General features: G+C 66.7%; 22 protein-coding genes, 2 tRNA genes and 1 pseudogene. 9 read left to right on the top strand and 16 right to left on the bottom strand.

Annotated elements, in window-relative coordinates; genetic code table 11:
• Positions 1-132: 132 nt before the first annotated feature.
• Complete coding sequence (locus AB0J62_RS08905; RefSeq protein WP_363866157.1) at positions 133-576, bottom strand: OsmC family peroxiredoxin; 444 nt, start codon at positions 574-576, stop codon at positions 133-135.
• Between the two features lie 102 nt (positions 577-678).
• On the opposite strand from AB0J62_RS08905, the gene AB0J62_RS08910 reads away from it, so the two are divergent.
• Positions 679-1119 (top strand): MarR family transcriptional regulator, encoded by a 441-nt coding sequence (locus AB0J62_RS08910; protein WP_363866160.1) that lies wholly within the window; start codon positions 679-681, stop codon positions 1117-1119.
• A 64-nt stretch (positions 1120-1183) separates the two neighbouring features.
• On the opposite strand, the gene AB0J62_RS08915 is transcribed toward AB0J62_RS08910, so the two are convergent.
• The 3 genes from AB0J62_RS08915 to AB0J62_RS08925 form a co-directional block, all read right to left on the bottom strand.
• Positions 1184-1924, bottom strand: coding sequence for a hypothetical protein (locus AB0J62_RS08915; RefSeq protein ID WP_363866163.1), 741 nt, complete (start codon positions 1922-1924; stop codon positions 1184-1186).
• Positions 1925-2000: 76 nt separating this feature from the next.
• Complete coding sequence (locus AB0J62_RS08920; RefSeq protein WP_363866166.1) at positions 2001-2864, bottom strand: helix-turn-helix transcriptional regulator; 864 nt, start codon at positions 2862-2864, stop codon at positions 2001-2003.
• A gap of 272 nt (positions 2865-3136) precedes the next feature.
• Positions 3137-3361, bottom strand: coding sequence for a DUF6458 family protein (locus tag AB0J62_RS08925; RefSeq protein WP_363866169.1), 225 nt, complete (start codon positions 3359-3361; stop codon positions 3137-3139).
• A 347-nt stretch (positions 3362-3708) separates the two neighbouring features.
• Between AB0J62_RS08925 and AB0J62_RS08930 the strand changes: the two genes are divergently transcribed.
• The gene (locus AB0J62_RS08930) at positions 3709-5427 is read left to right on the top strand and encodes a S8 family serine peptidase (RefSeq protein WP_363866172.1); all 1719 of its coding nucleotides are present in this window, start codon (positions 3709-3711) and stop codon (positions 5425-5427) included.
• A gap of 464 nt (positions 5428-5891) precedes the next feature.
• Here AB0J62_RS08930 and AB0J62_RS08935 read toward each other — a convergent pair whose 3' ends face one another.
• Together AB0J62_RS08935 and AB0J62_RS08940 are read right to left on the bottom strand one after the other, a co-directional pair.
• Positions 5892-6164: a hypothetical protein gene (locus AB0J62_RS08935; RefSeq protein ID WP_363866175.1), complete on the bottom strand. Its 273-nt coding sequence runs from the start codon at positions 6162-6164 to the stop codon at positions 5892-5894.
• 104 nt (positions 6165-6268) lie between these two features.
• Positions 6269-6394: a hypothetical protein gene (locus tag AB0J62_RS08940; protein ID WP_363866178.1), complete on the bottom strand. Its 126-nt coding sequence runs from the start codon at positions 6392-6394 to the stop codon at positions 6269-6271.
• A 375-nt stretch (positions 6395-6769) separates the two neighbouring features.
• Between AB0J62_RS08940 and AB0J62_RS08945 the strand changes: the two genes are divergently transcribed.
• The 3 genes from AB0J62_RS08945 to AB0J62_RS08955 all read left to right on the top strand — a co-directional run bounded on the left by AB0J62_RS08945 (position 6770) and on the right by AB0J62_RS08955 (position 8595).
• Positions 6770-7117, top strand: a complete 348-nt coding sequence (locus AB0J62_RS08945; protein WP_363866181.1) for a lipopolysaccharide assembly protein LapA domain-containing protein — start codon at positions 6770-6772, stop codon at positions 7115-7117.
• A 10-nt stretch (positions 7118-7127) separates the two neighbouring features.
• Positions 7128-7697 carry a DUF5994 family protein gene (locus tag AB0J62_RS08950; protein WP_363866184.1) on the top strand — a complete coding sequence of 190 codons (570 nt, stop codon included), beginning with the start codon at positions 7128-7130 and terminating at the stop codon, positions 7695-7697.
• 268 nt (positions 7698-7965) lie between these two features.
• Positions 7966-8595, top strand: a complete 630-nt coding sequence (locus AB0J62_RS08955; protein ID WP_363866187.1) for a hypothetical protein — start codon at positions 7966-7968, stop codon at positions 8593-8595.
• Between the two features lie 91 nt (positions 8596-8686).
• On the opposite strand, the gene AB0J62_RS08960 is transcribed toward AB0J62_RS08955, so the two are convergent.
• Positions 8687-9022, bottom strand: coding sequence for an MFS transporter (locus AB0J62_RS08960; protein ID WP_363866190.1), 336 nt, complete (start codon positions 9020-9022; stop codon positions 8687-8689).
• Positions 9023-9213: 191 nt separating this feature from the next.
• Here AB0J62_RS08960 and AB0J62_RS08965 point away from each other — a divergent pair, with 191 nt between their 5' ends.
• Positions 9214-10023 carry an alpha/beta hydrolase gene (locus AB0J62_RS08965; protein ID WP_363866193.1) on the top strand — a complete coding sequence of 270 codons (810 nt, stop codon included), beginning with the start codon at positions 9214-9216 and terminating at the stop codon, positions 10021-10023.
• Between the two features lie 239 nt (positions 10024-10262).
• On the opposite strand, the gene AB0J62_RS08970 is transcribed toward AB0J62_RS08965, so the two are convergent.
• Positions 10263-11831 carry a DHA2 family efflux MFS transporter permease subunit gene (locus tag AB0J62_RS08970; protein WP_363866196.1) on the bottom strand — a complete coding sequence of 523 codons (1569 nt, stop codon included), beginning with the start codon at positions 11829-11831 and terminating at the stop codon, positions 10263-10265.
• Positions 11832-11951: 120 nt separating this feature from the next.
• On the opposite strand from AB0J62_RS08970, the gene AB0J62_RS08975 reads away from it, so the two are divergent.
• Positions 11952-12668: a helix-turn-helix domain-containing protein gene (locus AB0J62_RS08975; RefSeq protein ID WP_363866200.1), complete on the top strand. Its 717-nt coding sequence runs from the start codon at positions 11952-11954 to the stop codon at positions 12666-12668.
• Between the two features lie 229 nt (positions 12669-12897).
• Positions 12898-13665: a nucleotidyltransferase domain-containing protein gene (locus tag AB0J62_RS08980; RefSeq protein WP_363867721.1), complete on the top strand. Its 768-nt coding sequence runs from the start codon at positions 12898-12900 to the stop codon at positions 13663-13665.
• 123 nt (positions 13666-13788) lie between these two features.
• Here the strand turns inward: AB0J62_RS08980 and AB0J62_RS08985 are convergent.
• A pseudogene (locus AB0J62_RS08985) lies at positions 13789-15126 on the bottom strand (IS481 family transposase).
• Between the two features lie 114 nt (positions 15127-15240).
• Positions 15241-15314 (bottom strand) — tRNA-Ile (locus AB0J62_RS08990).
• A gap of 82 nt (positions 15315-15396) precedes the next feature.
• On the opposite strand from AB0J62_RS08990, the gene AB0J62_RS08995 reads away from it, so the two are divergent.
• Positions 15397-15570 carry a hypothetical protein gene (locus AB0J62_RS08995; protein ID WP_166679239.1) on the top strand — a complete coding sequence of 58 codons (174 nt, stop codon included), beginning with the start codon at positions 15397-15399 and terminating at the stop codon, positions 15568-15570.
• A 55-nt stretch (positions 15571-15625) separates the two neighbouring features.
• On the opposite strand, the gene AB0J62_RS09000 is transcribed toward AB0J62_RS08995, so the two are convergent.
• The 6 genes from AB0J62_RS09000 to AB0J62_RS09025 form a co-directional block, all read right to left on the bottom strand.
• Positions 15626-16288: a hypothetical protein gene (locus AB0J62_RS09000; protein ID WP_363866204.1), complete on the bottom strand. Its 663-nt coding sequence runs from the start codon at positions 16286-16288 to the stop codon at positions 15626-15628.
• 95 nt (positions 16289-16383) lie between these two features.
• Complete coding sequence (locus AB0J62_RS09005) at positions 16384-16986, bottom strand: DUF4232 domain-containing protein (RefSeq protein ID WP_363866208.1); 603 nt, start codon at positions 16984-16986, stop codon at positions 16384-16386.
• 73 nt (positions 16987-17059) lie between these two features.
• Positions 17060-17132 (bottom strand) — tRNA-Asn (locus AB0J62_RS09010).
• Positions 17133-17225: 93 nt separating this feature from the next.
• The gene (locus AB0J62_RS09015) at positions 17226-17765 is read right to left on the bottom strand and encodes a hypothetical protein (RefSeq protein WP_363866211.1); all 540 of its coding nucleotides are present in this window, start codon (positions 17763-17765) and stop codon (positions 17226-17228) included.
• A 42-nt stretch (positions 17766-17807) separates the two neighbouring features.
• A complete protein-coding gene (locus tag AB0J62_RS09020) occupies positions 17808-18692 on the bottom strand; it encodes a sigma-70 family RNA polymerase sigma factor (RefSeq protein WP_363866214.1) in 885 nt (294 codons plus the stop codon).
• A gap of 107 nt (positions 18693-18799) precedes the next feature.
• Positions 18800-20338: an amidohydrolase family protein gene (locus AB0J62_RS09025; RefSeq protein WP_363866218.1), complete on the bottom strand. Its 1539-nt coding sequence runs from the start codon at positions 20336-20338 to the stop codon at positions 18800-18802.
• Positions 20339-20386: the final 48 nt, after the last annotated feature.

Raw genomic sequence — 20386 nt, forward strand, 5'->3', positions numbered from 1 at the left:
AGTTGTCAATGCCCGGAATGGCGACTGCCCGGAGACCAGGTCGTCTCCGGGCAGGCAATCTCCGGGCGGGCAATCTCCGGGCAGGCACGAGGTAGCGGACAACTCCGCGACGGCGGCCGCGATGGGCGCAGGTCAGCTCTCGAGTGCCGCGTCGAGCGTGATGTCGACGCCGGCCAGCGCCTTGCTGATCGGGCAGTTCGCCTTGGCGGCCTGCGCTGCCTCCGCGAACCCGGCCTCGTCCAGACCCTCAACCTCCGCGCGAACCGTCAGCTTGATACCGGTGAGCTTGAAGCCACCGTTCGCTTGGTCCGGGCCCAGGGTGACGTCGGCCCGCACTTCGTGCGCCTGGGGCGTACCGCCGCGCTGGGCGATCTCCGCACTCAGCGACATCGCGTAGCACGCGGTGTGGGCAGCCGCGATGAGCTCCTCCGGGCTGGTCGTGCCGCCCGCATCCTCAGCGGCGCGCTTCGGGAACGAAACGTCGTACGTCCCGGCCTTCGAGCTGCTGAGCTCGACCTGCCCCGAGCCCTGCTCCAGAGTGCCGTTCCAAGCGGTCCGCGCGGTACGAGTCGGCATTGCGATCTCCTTCAGAAGTTGTCTTGTGTACAAAATACTTGTGCACAAGATATCCTTCCGTCAAGTCCCTGCCGGGTGAGACGCCGACCACAGGAGCAAGCCATGACCGAGACCCGGGTCCTCGACGACCTACTCTGCTTCGACCTGTACTCGCTGTCTCGGATGGTCACCGCTCTCTACCGCCCGGTCCTCGACCCGCACGGCCTGACCTACCCGCAGTACCTGGTCCTGGTCACCCTCACCCGTCTGGGCCCCTGCTCCATCGGCGACATCGCCCGAGCCACCCGCCTGGACCACGGCACCCTCACCCCACTACTCCGCCGCCTGGCCGACCGCGGCGTACTAACCCTCGACCGCTCCACAACAGACGCCCGCTCGGTAACCGTCACCCTGACCCCCGCCGGCGAGTCCCTCAAACCCGTCCTCCACGAAGCCCAATGCCACCTCGGCGAGTCCCTAGGCCTAACCGAACCCCAGGTCCGCCGCCTCCAATCCACCCTCCACCAACTAGCCGACCACCTCGACAACCCAACCGCCGAATAGCTGTTGCGGGTTATTGCGGGCTGCAGCGGGCGCGCAGGAAGGCGTGCTGCGACGTACGGTGGGCCTAGTGTCCCGGAGGTAGCTGCTTGAGGATGTCTTGCCAGCCTTCGAGGGCGGCGTGAAGCTGCGGACCGGCTTTGTAGGCGACCCAGATGCACGAGATCGTCTTCGTCACCCTCTTCAGGAACCCGGAGTCGCGCGCCTCAGGTGTGTTGTGCAGTGAGATGGTGATGTGGCCGAGTAAACGCTCCATGGCCTGTGCGACAGCTCCCGGTCCGCCGATGCGGACATGGTCCATCGCCCAGACGATGTCGTGCAGCCGCGCGTTGATCGCGAACCGCAGCTCCGCGGGCAGCGAGTCCTCGCCGGCCAGCTCATCGAGAAGATCATTCACTGCCGCTCTGAGTTCAGCTGCTCGCTCGGCCCGCGGGAGTACACCCTCGGGCGCGCAGGTGGAGAGGTACGCGGACAGTCCGCCGAGGACGGCGAGCGCGTTCGGATCCACGGCACTCGAGCCAGGGCTGGGAATCTGCCGCGGATGGTGCTCGCTCATGATCGGTGCGGCCCAGTGCCGCCCGAAGGCGTCGAAGAGCTCGATCTGTTCGCACGCTCCGCACTGGACGACAAGCCGATGAATCTCGGGAATGAGCGCGGCGACCTCGGCAAGAGCTACCGGCACCTGTCCTTCGGGTACGCCGAGGACCGTTGCCCAGGTGGCGTGCATCGTCGAGTCGGTGTGCGCGGCGGCGCGGTAGGCGGTCAGGATCGTATGCAACCGCCCTGCCGGGTTGTTCGCGTTGCTCATAGCCTTCTTGCATCCTCTGCGGGTCTTCATCTTGCCGGTTCCGTCCTGCACACTGACTCACCACCGACCGCGCCGGCTACCAACCTGGGCCGAAGTGCACCCGCGCTGCGGGCCGGGTCTCGGGCTGCGAGTCCGGCTCTCTGCCGGCGCGGCCTCCGTCAAGCACACCGTCCTCGAACCACAGGTCGCCGCCGGTGGCCTCATGTGGTCCTCGGTGGTACTTCGGCAGCTTGCATTGCTGTCCGATCGAGGGGTTGTTGTCTCTGCACGCCGCAGTTCGCTCGGGCTCCGGGCGTCGTCGCAGGGGTGAGACCCGGGAAAGGCACTCGATCAGGGCGATCTGCTCCGCCTGCGTGATGTCGAGCGCAACGGCAAGCTGGTGCAGCCGCTCGGCGCTGGGCTTTCGCTGGCCGGTGTACCAGCCATGCAGCGTCGATTTCGAGATACCGCTGAGCTCCTCGAGCCGGCGGAGTGATCCAGCACCTTGTCGCGTGCTGAGTGTGGTGAGCACTCGTCCGAGCTGATCGAGGCTCACCACCTGCTGGATCTGCAGCAGCGTCGCATCCGGCTCCCGGAGTGCCGCCCTCCGGCGTTCCCACTCTCGCTCGATCTCTACCCACGTACGCCGCCCGGGCTCGCGCACGCTGCCTGGCCCCGTCCGCGATTGGGTAGCACTGACGGTCTTCCACAGCCGCAGCCAGCACCTGAGCTGATCACCGCCGACCCCGCAGGCGTCCAGAACCGCCCGCACCAACTTCCAGTTGGGGAACCGCGTCCCTGCGAGCGACCGCGCTATATGCGGATGCGAGTAGTTGCTGCTCTCGGCGATCTGACGAACCGTCTTCCCCGCACGTTTGCGGACGGACCTCAGCAGGTAGGCGAACTCGTACCGGTAGTACGCGACACGCCATTCATCAGAACCGAACTGGGGAGCTATCACGGGAGACCTCCGGTGCACCTGCAAATGCACGTGCATATGCACGCCGTCGATCTAGACGATAGTGGCTCCACGTAATGAGATCCAGACTGCTTCCCGACCTGGCACCAGGCGGTGCCTACCTGCTGCTCAGAAGCCCCTGACCTGCGGAAATGCGCAGAACACTGTCCCGCAGTCGTCCGATCCCGACCGACGGCAGCGACTCAGGGGTTCAGCCTGGCTCGACGAGAGCGCTCCCTGGCACCAGTGGTGCCAGGGAGCGCTGGGTGGTGAGGTTAGAGCCGCGGATCGCGAGGGTTCTGCACGCGCTCTTCGCGGATCACGGTCTGGCTGGTCCGGGAGCGGCTGGTGAGGAACATCGTCAGTACCAGCCCGAGCGCGCCCGCGCCCATCAGGATGTAGCCGATCATCGTCAGGTCTACTCCGCTGATCCGGTCGGAGACCCCGAATGCCAGGACTCCGCCCACCGCCAGCAGGAAGATTCCCGCACCGATACCCATCACGCCCTCCTCAAGTGCGCTTCACCCGAGCGCGTTCGCGCGCCCGGACCATCGCTCCTGTCCGCTGTGCCCGACCGAGCCACCGGCGAAACAGGCCCCAGGCACCGTCCACGGCCTGTTTGACGCTGGCTGTTGAGTGGTATTAAGGCACGTGGGTTGTGGGCGCTGTGATGGCGCCGGGGGTTGTTTCCGGCTGTTGGCCGGGACAAAGGGGGAATGGTGAGCAGGTTTTCGATGGTCCAGTTCGACTGGCCGTGCCCCGGCTCCAGGTATGTCGCGCTTGCGCAGTTCCTGCGATCAGTCAGCAAGTTTTGCTCGCTGTAGTTGGATATCCAGGGAGGGGTCCAATGTTCAAGTACGTCACGCGCGCAGCCGTCGTGGCAGGGAGCGTCGCCGGGCTGCTGTGGGTCGCAGCCAGTCCCGGTACGGCGACCAGCGGCCAGGAGCGGCAGTTCGTCGTGCTCTACGCCCAGGGCGGTTCCGCTGAAGCCGCGCATGCCGCGATCGCCGCCGCCGGCGGCAAGGTGCTCAGCGAGAACGCGGCGATCGGTGTCGCCACTGTCACCACCAAGAATGAGGGTTTCCAGGCTGCCGCCGGCGCCTCGTCCGCGATTGTGGGCGTCGCGCGAAGCACGGTCATCGGCCGGGCACCTAACGACGGCGCGGCCGTTGGGAAGGTGAACGTGAAGCTCGACGCCGCGCAGGCCGACCTTCAGGGGGCAAGCGCGGGCAATGAGAAGGCAGACAAGAAGCAAGAGCCGTTAGCCGGGCTGCAATGGGACATGCAGCAGATCGGCGCCACCGCCGACGGCTCCCAGCGCTACGAGCAGGGCACCGGCGTACGGGTCGGCATCATCGACACCGGCGTCGACGGCACCCATCCCGACATCGCCCACAACTTCGACAAGGCGCTGAGCCGCAACTTCACGACCGACATCCCGTTCGACGCGAACGGCGCGGTGGTCGACGGACCGTGCGAGCACCCGAGCTGTGTCGACCCGGTCGACGAGGACGACAACGGTCACGGTACGCACGTCGCGTCCGAGATCGCGTCGCCGGTCAACAAGCTCGGGATCGCGGGCATCGCGCCCAAGGCGACGATCGTCAACCTGCGGGCCGGACAGGATTCGGGCTTCTTCTTCCTGCAGCCGACCGTTGATGCCCTGACCTACGCGGGCGATCACGGCATCGACGTCGTGAACATGAGCTTCTACGTCGATCCGTGGCTGTTCAACTGCGCCGACAACCCGGCCGATCCGCCCGAGGCCCAGGCCGAGCAGCGAACCGTCGTGACGGCGATGCAGCGGGCACTCGACTACGCCTACAACCATGGCGTCACGCTGGTATCAGCCGCGGGCAACGGCGCGACTGACTACACCAAGACGATCGTCGACAACTCGAGCCCGGACTTCGCCGACGTACCCGGTGAAGCGCCGTACAGCCGGACGATCCCACCCTCGTGTACTTCGATGCCGTCAGAGGGCAACCACGTACTTTCGGTGACCAGCACCGGCATCACCAAGCGCAAGGCCTACTACTCGGACTACGGCAACGGGTACGCCGACCTGTCCGCACCTGGCGGGGACGTGTACGACACCGCCGACAACAAGCGCGACATCACGAAGGCCATACTCGCCGCGTACCCGAAGCACCTCGCCGAGGAGCGCGGCCAGCTCAACCCCGACGGAACGCCGAACACACCCAGCGTCGTCCGGAGCTGCGACAAGCAAGTCTGCGGCTACTACCAGTACCTGCAAGGCACGTCGATGGCGTCACCGCACGCGGCCGGCGTCGCTGCCCTGGCAGTCAGCCGGCTAGGCGTCCCGGACCGAGTCAACGGCGGCAAGAAAGCTTCGCCCGCCGCCGTAGAGCAGGCACTCCGCAGCACGGCCACCGACACCCCATGCCCGACCCCCGCGGCCTTTACCTACACCCGCCTGGTCCAGCAACCCGACGGCTCCTTCACAACCGTCACCTCCACCCAAACCTGCGAAGGCTCCCCAACCAACAACGGCTTCTTCGGCGAGGGCATCATCAACGCCACAAAAGTAGCCCGAGGCCACTAACCCACCCACCCGGCGCCGGAACCCAGGTTCCGGCGCCGGCGTTCAAGCAGTCCGGATGATCCGCCTTGAGCATCTTGGGGAAGAGGTGCTGTTCGGTCTGGTACCTCAGGCCTGATCTGGCGTAAGAGCAGCGCGAAATCGCTGCGACCGTTGGTAGTCGAGTCCTGTCCGAGGTCAACTGCGGGTGCCATCAGGCAGACCTCGTTGTTCACCTGATGTCGGCTCACTCGTCAGCCAGAGGTCCGGTGAGGCGATGTGGTCAGCCGCTAGGTACTCGGTGATCTCCACGTCGCCGAGCTCGTACTGCACTAGCCCTCTCCAGCCGGCTTGGCCGTTTTCGCGAGCGACCAGCCAGCCTCGGCGCCAACCTGCTGCCGTCAGAACCATCACGTGTCCGGGGAGCGAGAAGCTGCGCAGCCTCCAGTCCACGTGTGCGTGCAGGGTCCGGACTTGTTCCATGCCGTTCATGACGGCAACCCTCTGCGCAGGCGGAGTTCGTCGCGAATCACCGGGGGCACGGGCAGCCGGTACTGCTCCAGCGCGCTGGCGTAGGCACCGAGTGACAAGGACAGGCGATCGGCGTCGCTTCGGGAGGGGGCGTCCGCACGTCGCTGTCCACGCGCATGCCGATCGGCCGCGCGGGCGGCCATGATGTCGGCGAACAGGTCCAGGAGATCATGATCCGCGGCAAAGCGGCGAGATGCGCCGCCGGTGACAGAGAGGGGTCGGATGGACATCGGGCATCGCCTCGTAAGGCTGCGGGGGTTCCCGACATGCCACGTGGAATGCCATCGCTCCGGAGTCCTTCTCAGTCTACCTGCTCGGCTCGCGACAGCGTGGATCATAGTTTCGGGCACGTGCCCTTCGGATGCAGGGTCGCGACCGCACACCCGCCCCAGGTGACCAATGCGGCGACGTAGAGCGCGATGCTCGGAAGACCCACGATCTGGACCGAAGCCAAGGTCATTCCCTGCACCAACCTCGCTGAGCGGTGCCGGCGGCGCATGCTGACGACGCTTGTTCATCGATCGGGGCAGTAGCTCTGAGCCGTGGGTGACCGGATTCGGTTTCGAGGACGTTCTCCTGGGCGAGGTGTGCCGCTTGCGGTTGGAGTGCTGGCTGAACCGGGTGAGGACGGCGAAGACCCGTGGACGGTCCACTGGTAGCGCTCGATAAGGATGCCGATCGCTGTCGCGATCCTGGTGCGGCTCTGGATTGCGGCTTCGAGGTGCCCACCAGCGCTTTCTGATGGGAACCGGCGTACTGTGGGGTGTAGCTCCGGAAATCGACGACATCCCGCCTTGAGGCTGCCAGCCCACACCGGCCCTTCGTGGGAGATGTCATGTCGGTACTTCACCGCACTCGCAACGCGCCCAAAACCCCTGCAGCGGATACGCCGTCCTCGGCGGTCGACGGGCTCGTCACACCGTTGCCGACTCGGGTGCCGCGCACCCGGATCAGCGGTGCCTGGCTGGGGATCTGCGTCACCGTGATCAGTTTCGTGGTCCTGATCGTCTTCATGCTGCAGAACACCGGTAGCGTCGCGATCAACTTCTTGTGGCTGAACGGCTCGGTGCCGCTCGCGCTCGCGTTGTTCATCGCCGGCGTCGCCGCTGCTGTGCTGGCCACATCGATCGGCGCCGCCCGGATGACCCAGCTGCGCCGCCTGGTCCGCCGGGACAAGGATTGAGGTTGTCACGATGACGCTCATTGCCCGCGACGGCAGAACAGTCATGTCCGCGTCGGCACCGTCCACGCCACGACTGCGACTGCGCTCCGGCGGATCGAAAGGCCTTCTGGACGGGGGCTGGTGGCCGCGCTCGACAGATCCGGTCGCCGAGATCCCCGGCCTCGTCCTGGCCATCGACAAGCTGCGCGGGCCGATCACCCGCGTCATGCTCTACCGCGGTGACTGGGACAGCCATCCGCGCCGTCTGGCCGTCGACGGGCGAGTCGTGCATCTGGGCTTCTTTGCCAGCCAGCCTCCCGGACTGCTGATTGCCCTGGCGGGCAGAGCCGGCGCCCGCGTGGACCTGGCTGTCATCCCACCACGCACCGCAGCAGCCGTGGCCGCTGGTGCGATGACGCTTGCCGTCGAGGACGGCAACCGGATCCATGCGCAAGACCTGGTGCCGGCTGCGTCGGGCTCCGGCGCCAGGCCCTCCAGTGAGTCACCAACAGCCGGGCCATCTCCTGAAGACGCCTGGGAGACCGACGGCGGTCACCTCGCAGCCGTGACTCCTGCAGTCCGCGCCAATGTGACGCCCTGACGGCCCGCGCGGCGGGAAGGCCCGGTCAAAGGAGTGCAGGCATCTCCACGTAACGCCGCAGCCAGGCATGCACGCGGGGTCGCGTACGACGGGATGAGCGAGAGCAAGCACTTCAGCGTGGCTCAGGTGATCGATACCGAGGCGAACTCACACGCCCACTGCAGCCGCCCGACTTCCGCCGGCAGATGCGTGCCATGATTCCTGAGTGAGCACAGGCCGTCGCGCGGGGCACCGATTGCCCGATGGTGCGGTCAGTCGGTGTTGGCGGGTGAGTCTGGCCGTTCGGCTCGGGGTTGGCGTGGGGATCCTCGCAACAGCGCCGATCGCCCTGATTTCGACGGCGATGCAAGTCGACCATCCGATCAGTGACCCGCTGACGGCGATCGTGATGTACGTGGCCCTCTGGTGGTTCGGCATCGTACGGCCCGCGGTGTGGCTCTTGCCCGACGAGCTGGTCGTGCGCAATCCGCTGTGGACTCACCGGATCGCCAGAGAGAACGTCGTCTCGGCGAAACCCGGATCATTCGGAGCCGTGATCCGTCGGCGAGATGGTCGCCGTTGCATTGCCTGGGCCTTGCACCAGCTTGCCGTCGACGATGGCACGGACCGCGCGGTTGGTCTGATCAACTACTGGGCGCAGACCCTGGGGCCGAGCGATCCAGGCGAGGTCCCCGAGAGCCCGTACGGGGGGACGCCGGAAGAACAGAGCAGTCGGCGAGTTGGCGACATCGGTGCCGCGATCGGGCTCGCTATCGCCTTCACCATTCCGGCCATACTCTTGGCTTGGCCGAGACACCCTCCGTGGCTCTTCCCGGTGGCCGTCCCCGCCATGGTGATCGCCGTGGTGCCGTTCGGCATGACTCGACAACCAAGGAGTGCGTTCCGACGCGATCGCTGAGTTCGGCAGCGACGCCGCAAGTCCAGGGCGGCGGGATCTTGGAAGTAGAGACTGAGCAGGTACATCAGCCCGTTGATCGTCCCCGCACCGATCAGAATCGCGATGGTCGAGCCCACCAGGACCGGCCGAAGACGTCACCCAACGAGCCCGAGGTGACGATCACTGCGGCGCCGACCAGCGAATAGCCGGTGACCGCCCACTGCAGCGTCTCAACCGAGGTACCGGTGTCCTCCGAGATGGCCGGCAGCAGAATGCTGACGGCCGAGGTATTCGCGTTCACCACGAGCGTCGAAATACACGTGGCCGCAAGTACCCCGCCCGGCTCCTGACCTGTACGGCGTCGCCCATGCGCACTGCTCCCGAAGCCGGGCCGAGGCCGATCGCGCCCAAGGCAACGGTAGGCGGGCCACCCCGTCAGCAGCCTCACCCGCTGCGGACGAGCCCGGTTCGCGAGTGATCCCAGCAGCGCAAGCGGTCCGCGGTGCTGGGCACGCGTGCCTCCGGATCGGCTGTTCGGTGTTGGGATCAGTGCCAGCTCCGAGCCAGAGCGAGCCCGGTCGCAGCGCGGGGTGGGGCCGGGGCAGCGACGGATCCGGCCCGTCTGTGGGAGAATCCGCCATGGGGGCCGACGGGTGGGTTACGGAGTACGTGCGCGTCGATGGGAAGTCTGTCCACCTGAAGCGCAGTTTGGGTGGCGGCGGTGTGCCTCTCGTCCACATTCATGGCTTCGGCATCTCTGGTGCCTACCTGATGCCTACGGCACGAGTCCTGGCCGGCCGATGGCTGAACGTCGTCCCGGACCTGCCGGGCTACGGCCGCAGCGAACGGCGTGACCACATCCTGGACATTCGCGCACTGGCTGGCGCCCTGCTGTCGATCCTGGATGCACTGGGCATCGACCAGGCTGTGCTGATCGGGAACTCGATGGGTTGTCCGATCGGGCTTGAGGTGGCGCATGAGGCACCCGAGCGGGTCGATCGCCTTGTCCTGGTATCTCCTGCCGGGGGCCTGCAGAACCAGCCGCTGCCTCGCGGGCTCGGTCAGTTGGTCCTGGACGTGATGCGAGAACGCCCCGCGATGGTCCCGGTCGCGCTCCCTGACTACCTGAGGTTCGGGCCGATCAACGGCCTGCGCCTGTTCCACCAGCTGACCCTCTTCCCGTCCCTGGAGCGATTGCTTCACAGCCCCGTTCCGACGTTGGCCGTCCTCGGTGGCCGCGACCCGCTGATGCCGTCTCCGTCCCGTGTCGGCGAGGTGGTTCGGCTGGCTTCCGGGCATCTGGCAGTCGCGCTCGTAGAACAGGCGGCGCACGCAGTGAACTTCAGCCACCCCGAGGAGCTGGCCAACCTGATCGAGGCCTGGCTGGACGGCGCACTGCTCGCCGGAAGCGCTCAACTCCCTGCCGGGGTTCGCGTGATCTACTCCTAAGACTTCCTCGGCACTCTCTGCGCGGGGCGTCTCGTACGTCGAGAGTCGAACCTTGCCCAAGGCACGCGAGCTTCTGGCAAACTCATCGCGGAGTGCGAGCGGGAACAGGCCACTTGCCGCCCGAGCTCCGCCCGCCGATCGCCTAGTGCCGCAGATCCCTCAACTCCGCTTTAGCAGACCTATAAGCGATCTCATGTCGGTTCCTTTTCGTTTTTCGGGAAGGCATCGAGTTTGGGATGTCAGTCCTTGGCGTTGCCGGCTAGTTCGATCGGCGCGTCCTCGACCTTGGTCTGCTGGGGAGGGTGGGAGGGCAGGAAGGCGACCGCGAATAGCGCCCCGATTGCGGCGGCCGCCGCGGCCACCAGGGAACCGGTGCTGAGTCCGCGGTCGAAGGCGTTGATCGTGGCCTCGTGGACGCCGCTGGCCAAGGCCGTCTGGTTCTGCGCGGCCAACTCGCGCACAACCCTCAGTGCGGCCCCGGCCGATTGGTGGGCTGTCTCGGCCAGTTGCGGGGGCAGCGTTGCGGGAAGCGTGGTCCCGAGCCGCGAGCCGTACACGGTCGCGAACACGCTGCCGATGACCGCGACACCGAGAGTTCCGCCGAGCAGCCGGGTGGAGTCGTTGATGGCCGATCCGACGCCGGCTTGGTCGGCCCGCACCGCACCCATGATGGATTCCGTGGCCGGCGCCGAGGTCAGGCCCATTCCCAAGCCGTAGACGACCATCTGAACGGCGATGACGCCGTAGCCGAGCGTCGGGGTGAGCGTCGCGGCGACCCAGAAGTAGAAGATCGTTTGCAGGACCAGCCCGGCCGTGACGATCGCCTTGGTACCGATGAGGACCGCGAGGCGGGTCCCGAGGATCGAGCCGATCGCGACCGCGCCGGCTACAGGCAGCAGGTGGACACCGGCCGACAGGGCGCTGTACGACCGGATGAACTGGAAGTACTGCGTGATCAAGAAGATGAACCCGAGCAGGGTGAAGAACGAAGCCGTGACCGCGAAGCTGGCGGCGCTGAAGCGAAGGTCCTTGAACAACGCCACGTCGAGCATCGGTTCGCGGGCGCGGCGCTCGCTGATGACGAATGCGACCAGCAGGACCATTGCGCCCAGGAAGCCGAGTAGCGTCCCGGGCGCAGCCCAGCCACGATGGGGGGCCTCGATGATGGTGTAGACGAGCAGCGCCATGAAGGCACCGGACAGGACGAGGCCGGGATAGTCCAGGCGGGCCGGTGCGCGGTTCGTCGTCTTGGGGACGAACAAGGCGACGGCGGCGATCACGATCAAGGACACCGGGCCGAGGACGAAGAAGATGCTGCCCCACTGGTAGTGCTCGAGCAGGAAACCGCCCACAATCGGCCCCAGCGCGATGGCGACGCCGGCCGTCGCGCCCCACAACCCGATGGACAAGGCCCGCTCTTTACGGCTGGTGAAGAACGCGGTGAGCAGTGCCAGAGTTGCCGGGAACGTCATCGCCGCACCGAAGCCCATCACGGCCCGAGCCGCGATCAGCTCTCCGGGCGAGCCGGCGTACCCGCCGATGAAGCTGGACACGCCGAAAACCAGCAGACCGGCCATCAACATGCCCTTGCGGCCGAGGCGGTCGGACAGGCTCCCGGCACTCAGAAGGAGCGCGGCGAAGACGAGGTTGTAGGCATCCACCACCCACTGCAACTGCGAGTTGGATGTGCCCAGCTCGGTCGTCAGCGTCGGTAGCGCGACGTTGACCAGCGTGGTGTCGAGGTTGATCACGAACGAGGCCACCAGCAGAGCGACCAGCAGCAGCGGTTTCGACGGCGAACGAGTCATGGTTGAAGAATATACACAGTTGGTTGATATTTTCTACTACTCAATTTAGTTCCGCACCTCTACGCTGGGTGCATGCGCAGCTATGGCCACTACTGCTCGATCGCTCGAGCCCTTGACGTCGTGGGGGACCGCTGGACACTGCTGATCATCCGGGAGCTGCTGCTGCAAGGACCCTGCCGATTCACCGACCTGAAGAACGGGCTACCGGGCGTCGCAGCGAACCTGCTGTCGACTCGCCTCAGAGAACTCGAAGATGTTGGGCTCATCACCCGCACCGATGCACCGCCGCCGGTTGCCACCGTTCTCTACGAGCTGAGCGACACCGGTCTCGCACTGCAGCGAGTCTTGAAAGAACTCGGACTATGGGGCCTGCGGTTCATGTCCGACGAGCGCCCGGGCGACGCGTTCCGGGCCGAATGGCTGGCCTACGCACCGGAGTGGTTCACCACCGACGCCGATCCCGGCGGCAGGCCTGCAGTCATCCAGCTCGTCGCGGGCGACGAACTGGCGGTCATCGAACTGGGAGACGGCGACGTCCACACCCGGCTCGGCCGTGCCACCGACCCCGACCTCACCCTGGAAGGGACTCCCCGCGCCATCCTCGGCCTTCTCAGCGGCCTCATCGATCTCGAAACCGCCAGACGACTCGGCCTTTCCACCAGCGGCCAGCTCGACCTGCTCAACCGCCTCCACCCGATCGAGCAAGACCAAGAGCGCACTCCCGACCGCCGCCAACCGCCCCGCCCAGCAGACCGCGATCCAGCCCATCATCGCGGCCCGGCCGGGCCCGAGAGTCCAGCGCAAACCAAGACGATGCAGGACAAGCTTCCATCGTGAAGCGGACCGACCGAGTACCGCGTCGACGTACGCGTGGATGAAGCGCGCCTGACGACCGCGTGATCGTCGACCACATCAGCAACAGCTCTGGATCCGGTGCGGCGGTGGGTGAGGCCTAGCCTGGCTCCTTCACCGTAGGCGCTCAGCCGCGTTGAGCGTCGCCCGCCTGGATCGCAGCCGACTAAACGGGTCGCCTCAAACTCCTGGATGTGGAAGGTTTTGTTTCGTGATGGACGAATTGGTCGAGCGGCTCGCTGGCATTCCCGGCGTCGTAGCGGTCGTGCTAGGTGGAAGCCGAGCCCGTGGCGAGCATCGTCCCGACAGCGACTGGGATCTCGGGATCTACTACCGAGGTCGCCTGGACATCGATCAGTTGCGAGAGTTGGCGGCCGAGGTCGCCTCGAGACACGAGGTGTTCGGCTTGGGTGACTGGGGACCATGGGTGGACGGCGGCGCGTGGCTCACGATCGACGGGCACGCCGTCGATTGGATCTACCGAGACCTGGATCGCGTGAACGGCGTCTGGGACGAGTGTCGTGCTGGTCGCTTTACGGTCGAGCGTCAGCCCGGTCATCCGCTCGGCTTCTACAGCCACACCTATGCCGGCGAAGTCGCGCTGTGCCAGGTGCTGGTCGATCCGACGGGTGAATTGACCAGGTTGCAGGAAGGCACCCGGCAGTACCCCGGCGCGCTGGGGGACGCGCTGGTCGAGGCGTTGTGGGAGGCAGAGTTCTCGATCGTGGGCGCTCGGAAGGCGCCGCGAGACAAGGTGTATGTCGCAGGCTGCCTGTTCCGCGCGGTCGGTGTGATGGCTCAGGCGCTGCATGGCCACGCGCATCGGTGGACAGTCAATGAGAAGGGGATCGTCGCTTCCGCCGCAAGATTGTCGCAGGCACCGGCTGGGTTCGACGCGCTGGCAGAACGCGCCGTAACCGACATCGAGGTCGCCGGACGTCTCCTCGACGCCGTACGTGCGGGCGTCGACGGAGGCCTGTAGGCACGCCCGTCTCGCAAGGCTTTCTCGCATGATGTGACTCCATCCATAACGCGCTTCATGGTTCGGATCGGAGTCGACTCGCGGCGGCGGAAGATGGTGAAGCGAGGCGAGTGTCATGACCGATTACAACGGATCTGGTTCGGTAGATCCTTGACACTCAGGTTTGAAGTTTGGGCGGCGTTGGCCGCCGGGAACCGAGGACTTCTTCTTGCGTACTTCGCCTGGCTGGTCGCGGGCCTGGGTGCGGAGGAGTTGGTCGCCGTCGAAGAACTGCAGGACGGTGTCGGTGACCCAGACGTCGATGTTGCGGCCGGCCGCGGCGATGCCGAGGCAGACCTGCTGCCGGCTCACGCAGACGACTGCGGTCCGGCTGGCGCGCCGAGCGACCCAGTAGCCGTCACCACGGCCGGGATCGGGGCGGGAGACCACGATCCCGCGCAGCGGGGTGACCTGTGCGGGCGCGGCGTGTAGGACCCGGTCGGCCGGAGTAGCCATGCCGATCGTCTGATGCGGCCGGCGGTAGTTGTACTCGGCCACCCAGGCGTCCAGTTCGGCCTGAGCGGTAACCAGGTCGGGGAACATCCGGTCGGTGCGGAACTCGGTGCGGAACTCGGTGCGGAACTAGGTGCGCAACGCCCGGTGGAACCGCTCCACCTTGCCCGTGGTGGTCGGCGAGCGGGGCTGGGTGAGCCGGTGGATGAGCCGGTGGGTGATCGCGTTCTCGCGGCAGATCCGGTCGAACAGCACCTCCACGGGCGGGTGGTTGAACCGGCCGGTGAACACCTTGCCGTTATCGGTCAGGATCTCCTCGGACACACCGTAGGTGCCCGTCGCCAACGCCAGCCCCTCGCAGACGCGCTGGGCCGATTCGCGCAGCATCAGATAGGCGCTCACGCAGTACCGGGAGTGGTCATCAACCCCGGGTCAACGCCTTCGCCCGGCGCCCGTCGGCCAGCACGAACCCGCCGACCACGTCCATCTGCCACAGCTCCATCTGGCACAGCTCCATCGGCCGGCCGCGCTCCCACCGGCGCCACCTGCGATCCCGCGGCCGCCGCGCCGCAGGATCGATCAACGACAACCGGACCAGCGCCCGATACACCGCTGACTCCGACGGCAGCATCCCCACCGATCCCACCGGCACCAGCCCACCGGCACCGTCGCGGCCCAAATCATGCACCAGCCGCCGCGGCCCCCAGGTCGGGTGCGCCCGCCGCTCGGCCAGCGCAGCTCGGCCACCGCGACCTCGACCACGGCCGGCTTCTGATGCGGACACGACCGCGGCCGATGCGAACCATCGCCGAGATTCTCGATCCCGCCCGCCTCGTATTTCGCCAGCCAGGCGTGCAGGGTCTGCCGCGACACCCCGAACCGCGCCGCCGTGTCCTTGACCGTCTCGCCGCTGCTGATCACGGCCAGCACGGCCTGATACCGCTGCTCCGCCACACTCATCTCCCGCATACCCGGGAGTGTCAAGGATCAGCCGAAGCCACCGTCAAACATCAGCCGAAAACATGTAAAGCCTCAGCCGAGGACGATCTGTCGTCCATCAACCGAGGCCATACAGATGCGGGGTAGGGCGGACGGGACTCGAACCCGTGACCCAGGGATTATGAGTCCCCTGCTCTAACCAGCTGAGCTACCGCCCCGTGTGCGGGTGATCGTAGCGGGTTGTGGGAAACCAGGGTGGGGTCAGGGGTTTGACTGAGGGGTGGTGACCGGGGAGCGGGCATGATTGAGGCAGGTCCGGACGAAGGGAACACTGCCATGGGCTGGTTCATATTTCTGGTGATCGTGGTTGGCGCGATCGCGGCGTACAAGTACCGCGTGCCGCTGCTGGCGAAGGTCCTCGGTCAGCCACAAGACCGTATCCAGCGGGCGATCGACCGGAAGAAGGGCAAGTAAGACGTCCAGGGGCCCCGACCGCTCCAAGCGGTCGGGGCCTCTGTGGTCGAACGAGTCAGCCGACGCGGACGGCGGCGACCGAGGCGGATGCGGTGATCTCGCCGCCGCCGGCGGCGCTGCCGTCGTCGTTGTAGCCGAAGGCGAAGATCTCGACGGTGGTCGCCTTCGGAACCGTCACCACCTTCACGGTCGCGCCGGTCAGCTCGCGGTCCTTCGCGGGCGAGATCTCGGCGCCGAGGATGGTGCCGTAGTCGGTGCCGAACGCCGTGTCGGTGGCGCCGACCCGGAGCGCGAGCTGCGGCCGCGTGCCGGGTGCGCCCGCGGTGGTGCGGGCGAAGAAAGCGGTCGAGTTCAGCAGCCAGGTGCCCGGCTGCAGGGTGAACTCGCCCACCTTGGTCTTGCCGGTCTTGAACGACCCGCCGATCTTCGCGATCGCCACCGGATCGAAGTCCTTCGCGACACCGGACTTGCCGTACACGTCGGTGTCCTTCAGGAACGCGTTCCGGTCGGCCGGCACGATCTTGCTCGCGGGCAGGCTGTTGTCCACGACCTGCGAGGCGGCGACCGAGCGCGGGCAGAGCGGGTACGAGAGGTTCTTGCAGTCCGGCTTCACGGCGCCGTTCGCGGCAACCGTGACACCGACCAGCACACCGGCCCCGAGCACGGCCGCGACCAGTAGCCGTCCGCTCTTGGTGTTCAGGAACTTCTTGACGTTCACAGGGTTTCCTTCCCCTTCATCCCCGAGGCCCCCTCGGGATCTGCAGAGGAACGTAGCGGTAAAAGGGTGGTCTAGGCCACTATCAAACCCTTGAATCAGGTGGGGAATTTGCGGCACCAGGCGGTCAGCGTGACTTTCGCGGTGGTACCCAGGTCGGTGTCCACCGGCCAGACGACCGGGTGCTCGCCCTTGCCTCGCGCAACGGCCAGGTAGGTACCGGATGCCTTGTCCTCGCCGGCTTCGACCGTGTTGGACCAGGAGATCGCGGCCACGGCCGTTTCACCTTTACGCAGGACCAGCTTCTTCGGACCAGGGTCGATCGCCATGTACGACGTACCGCGAGTGATAGACAGGTTCATTGCTCGGCGGTCTGCGTCCAGCACCGCGATGTCGGGGTACCCGTTGACGCTGATCGGTGTGGAGCGGCAATTGGTCAGCTTCAGGACCACGGCGCGGTGGCCGAGGGCCGCGTCGACCGGTCCGACGGTGATCGAGGCGCCGGAGGCCGGGCAGGTCGGCCGCGGCGGTGCGGGCGTCGGATCGGGATGAACGGTCGTGAAGGGGGTCGGGCCCAAGGGCTGGGGCGTCAACTGCGTGAGGGACGGCCTGGTGCCGCTCGTCACGGCTGCACTCTGGGTGCCGCAAGCGGTGAGGAGCAGCAGTCCGGCGAGGAGCCCCACCCGGGCACGACGATGCATTCGTCGAACCTACCTGCGCCTACGGGCAACGAAAAAGCCGGGCTCCTGAGAGAGGAGACCGGCTGGATTGTTGCTCCCGCGACTGGACTCGAACCAGTAACCTGCCGGTTAACAGCCGGCTGCTCTGCCAATTGAGCTACGCGGGATCGTGGTGGTGCATGACCCCGAAACCCTGAGGACCTGAGTAGGTTAGCAGGCGCGCACCGAACTACAAAAACGGGATTCGGCTGCCTGCGGGGTCAGATTCCGAACTCGTCGCGGACCTGCCGGAGCGCGGCGTCGGCGGCGTCCACGACACCCGGCTGGTCGGGCTCCAATCCCTTGTCCAGAACGAGGTTCCAGGTGACCGGAGCGTCGGTGACAGCCGGATTCCGGCGGCCGACGATGCGTACGCCACGTTTGCCGGCCAGCGGGACGTGGCGCTGGACGATGATGCTCGCGTCGACGCGCTCGCGCAGGAGCTGGCCGAAGCGCCCGGGGTCCTCGACCTTGAGCTCGGTCGCGCGCAGCGGCGTGCCGAAGTCGGTCGTCTCGTAGATGTGCAGCACCGATGCTTCGGAGTCCCAGTTGGCGCGCTCGATCCGCTCCCAGCCGACCCGGCGGTCGGAATCCTCGGAGTCCGACGGCAAGTAGACGGCTGTCCGCGTGCCGGCGGCCCAGCGGCCGTTGGCCAGTTGTACGGCGGCCAGGATGTCTTCCTTGCTCCCGGTCGCTTCGCGGGCGGCCGCCGAGACGGCGTCAGCCAGCTCACGCGGCCAGGCGGTGCGGAGAAGTCTCACATGTTCATCATCCCAGTCTGAGCAAAGGCGGTGGATCGAGGGTCAGGCGACGTAGTCGCGGAGCTGGGGGAGCGCTCGGCGGCGCAGGTGGCGGAGGGCTTCGCGTTCCAAGGTGCGGACTCTTTCGGTGGTCAGATCGAGGCGGGCGGCGGTTTCTTCAGGAGTGCAAGGGATTCGGCCCTGTAGCCCGTAGCGATGCAGCAGCACGGACTGGTGCAGGTCGTCGAGGAACTGGAGATGGTGAGCGAGGTCACGGCGAAGGGCAGCCCGCAGAACGATCGGGTCGTCGTCGATCACGGAATCGGACTCCTCGAGGTTCAGGCTCTCGGGTTGCATCCGCCACGCCTGGGCGCGCTCGACCCGCGCGACGGTGAGGCCGGACGCGTGGGCCAGCTCGGGATTGGTCGGCTCGCGCCCCAGTTGCTGCGTCAGGTCGTTGCGGCTGGTCGCCACCCGCGACGCATCGGCGTACGCCTGGGCCGGCATCCGGACCAGCCGCGAGCGGTCCGAGATCGCACGTCCGATCGACTGGCGGATCCACCAGATCGCGTACGTCGAGAACCGGTGCCCGAGCCGGTGATCGAACCGCTCGACCGCCCGCATCAGCCCGATGTTGCCCTCCTGGATCAGATCGAGCAGCGAGATGCCCTTCCCGGCGTACCTGCGGGCCAACGACACGACGAGCCGGAGGTTGCCCTCGATCATCCGGTGCCACGAGTCCCGCCCGAGCGCGACCACCCGCCGCAGGTCGCCCGCGTCCGGCCGCCCCGGATCGCCGCTGAGCTGCTCCGCCGCCAGCAGCCCGGCCTCGATCCAGTACGAGTGCTCGCTCACCTCCTCCAAAGTCAGTAGCTCGTGCTGCCCGATGTCACGCAGGTACGCGACCAGCGCGGTCACGTCCGCCGGATCACAGTCCAGATCTGCCATCCCGTCCCTCTCGCCGCCGAATCTCCTTACCCAAGAGAGTGCCGCGATTCAGCCGGCCAGGACGCGCTGACTCTAAGTATGTGGATAACTACCACAAGTCAGGCAGCTCAGGCGTACGCGCGTAGCCCGCTCAGGAGGCCCTGGTGGAACGGGTTGGCATCGACCGCGTCGAACCAGGCCTCTCCGGTGGTCAATGGCTCCAGCGGTGGGACAACGACCGGCTCCGGGGTCGCGCCGACCGGGCCGCGCCGACGGAACTGATCTTCGAGTTCAGGAGCCGGCATGTCGGGCAGCAGCACGAAGGTATCGGTGGGGAGCGACGTGGTTGCGTTGGGGGAGAAGGCGTCAGGAGCGTCGGCTGCGAGGGCAGCGAAGGTGGTCGCGGCGCGGGCGGCAGCGCCGGCCGGGTCCTGGCGAACCTTCTCTAGGTCGGCGAGAACGGTGGCGAAGGTGACCGACGAATCGCCGTAGTCGATGAAGCGTGAGAGTTTGCCGGTCCTGATGCGGGTAGCGGCAGGGGCCAGGGGCTTCATCAGCGACGGTACGCCGTACCGAGCGCGCCCGCCCACGACCACAAGCCGGATATCCGCTTCGCGGGCGAGGATCAGCGAGCGGTAGAAATCGGGGTCCGAACGGCGGATGACGATCAGGTCAGCCAGCGCGCCGCGTTCCAGCCGGCCGAGCGGCCGCGGCCACACCCCGGACAGCGCGTCCCCGGGGTTCGACGTCACCATCCGGACCAGTTCCTCGTCGGTGAAGACCGACTGGGTCTTGTTCCACAGGTCTGCGACTTTCAACTCCCACAACACACTCCGCGTCCCCGACGGACCCCAGTCCGATCCGAGGCACAACCGCACCCCGGCGGCGTGTGCGGTTTTCACATCCGCGGTCGCCCCGTACAACCACAGGTTGGAGAACGGCGACCACACCAGAGTGGAATTCCCGGCGTGCATCGCCGCGAAATCATCGGCGTTCAACGCGCCGCCGTGAATGGCCACCAGTTGCGGTTTCACCACGTCGACCGCTTCGAGCAACTGGAACTCGGACCGCAGTTTCGGATCCGACCCCTCCGCCGAATGCGCGATGAATCCACGCCCGGCCGCCACCGCCGCGGCGTACGGCGCCAGCGCTTCCTTGCTGTCGGCAACAAGTGTGCTGACCCGGATGAAATCGTCGTGGGTGCCGAGTTTCTCCGAGTCGACGTTCCGGATCAGGTCGTTGTCCGGCGGTACGGCGCCCCGCGGGTTCCCCTGGATCGACGTCGTACCGCCGATGATCGCCCGCGTCTCGACGTACCTGAGCAGGGCTCGCCCCGCGGCTGCGCCGAGCAATCGCGCGGGCTGGCTGATCTGGGCGCTGTACGTCGGCGCGCTGCCCCACTGGTTGTGCGAGGTCCACGGCTTCTTCCGCGCGGGCTCCGTCCACAACGGCAGGCTGTTGTACATCAGGTGATTGTGCAGATCGATAAGACCCGGATAGATCAGCCCGCCGGCGGCGAGTTGTACTGCGTTCTCGAAACCGGCCGGGACCGCGTCGATGGGAGTGACCGCCGCAATCAGCCCGTCGTCGCCGACATACACCGCGCCCCCGGGAAGAACCTGCCCGTCCGGCCGCATTGTGACGACGGTTCCTCGCAGTACAAACATGGCTCGCCCTCCCGTAGGATTCTCCGTGCCGCCCCTGATCTTGACTGT

This window comes from Kribbella sp. NPDC049584 (genome assembly GCF_040675555.1).
Taxonomy (GTDB): domain Bacteria; phylum Actinomycetota; class Actinomycetes; order Propionibacteriales; family Kribbellaceae; genus Kribbella.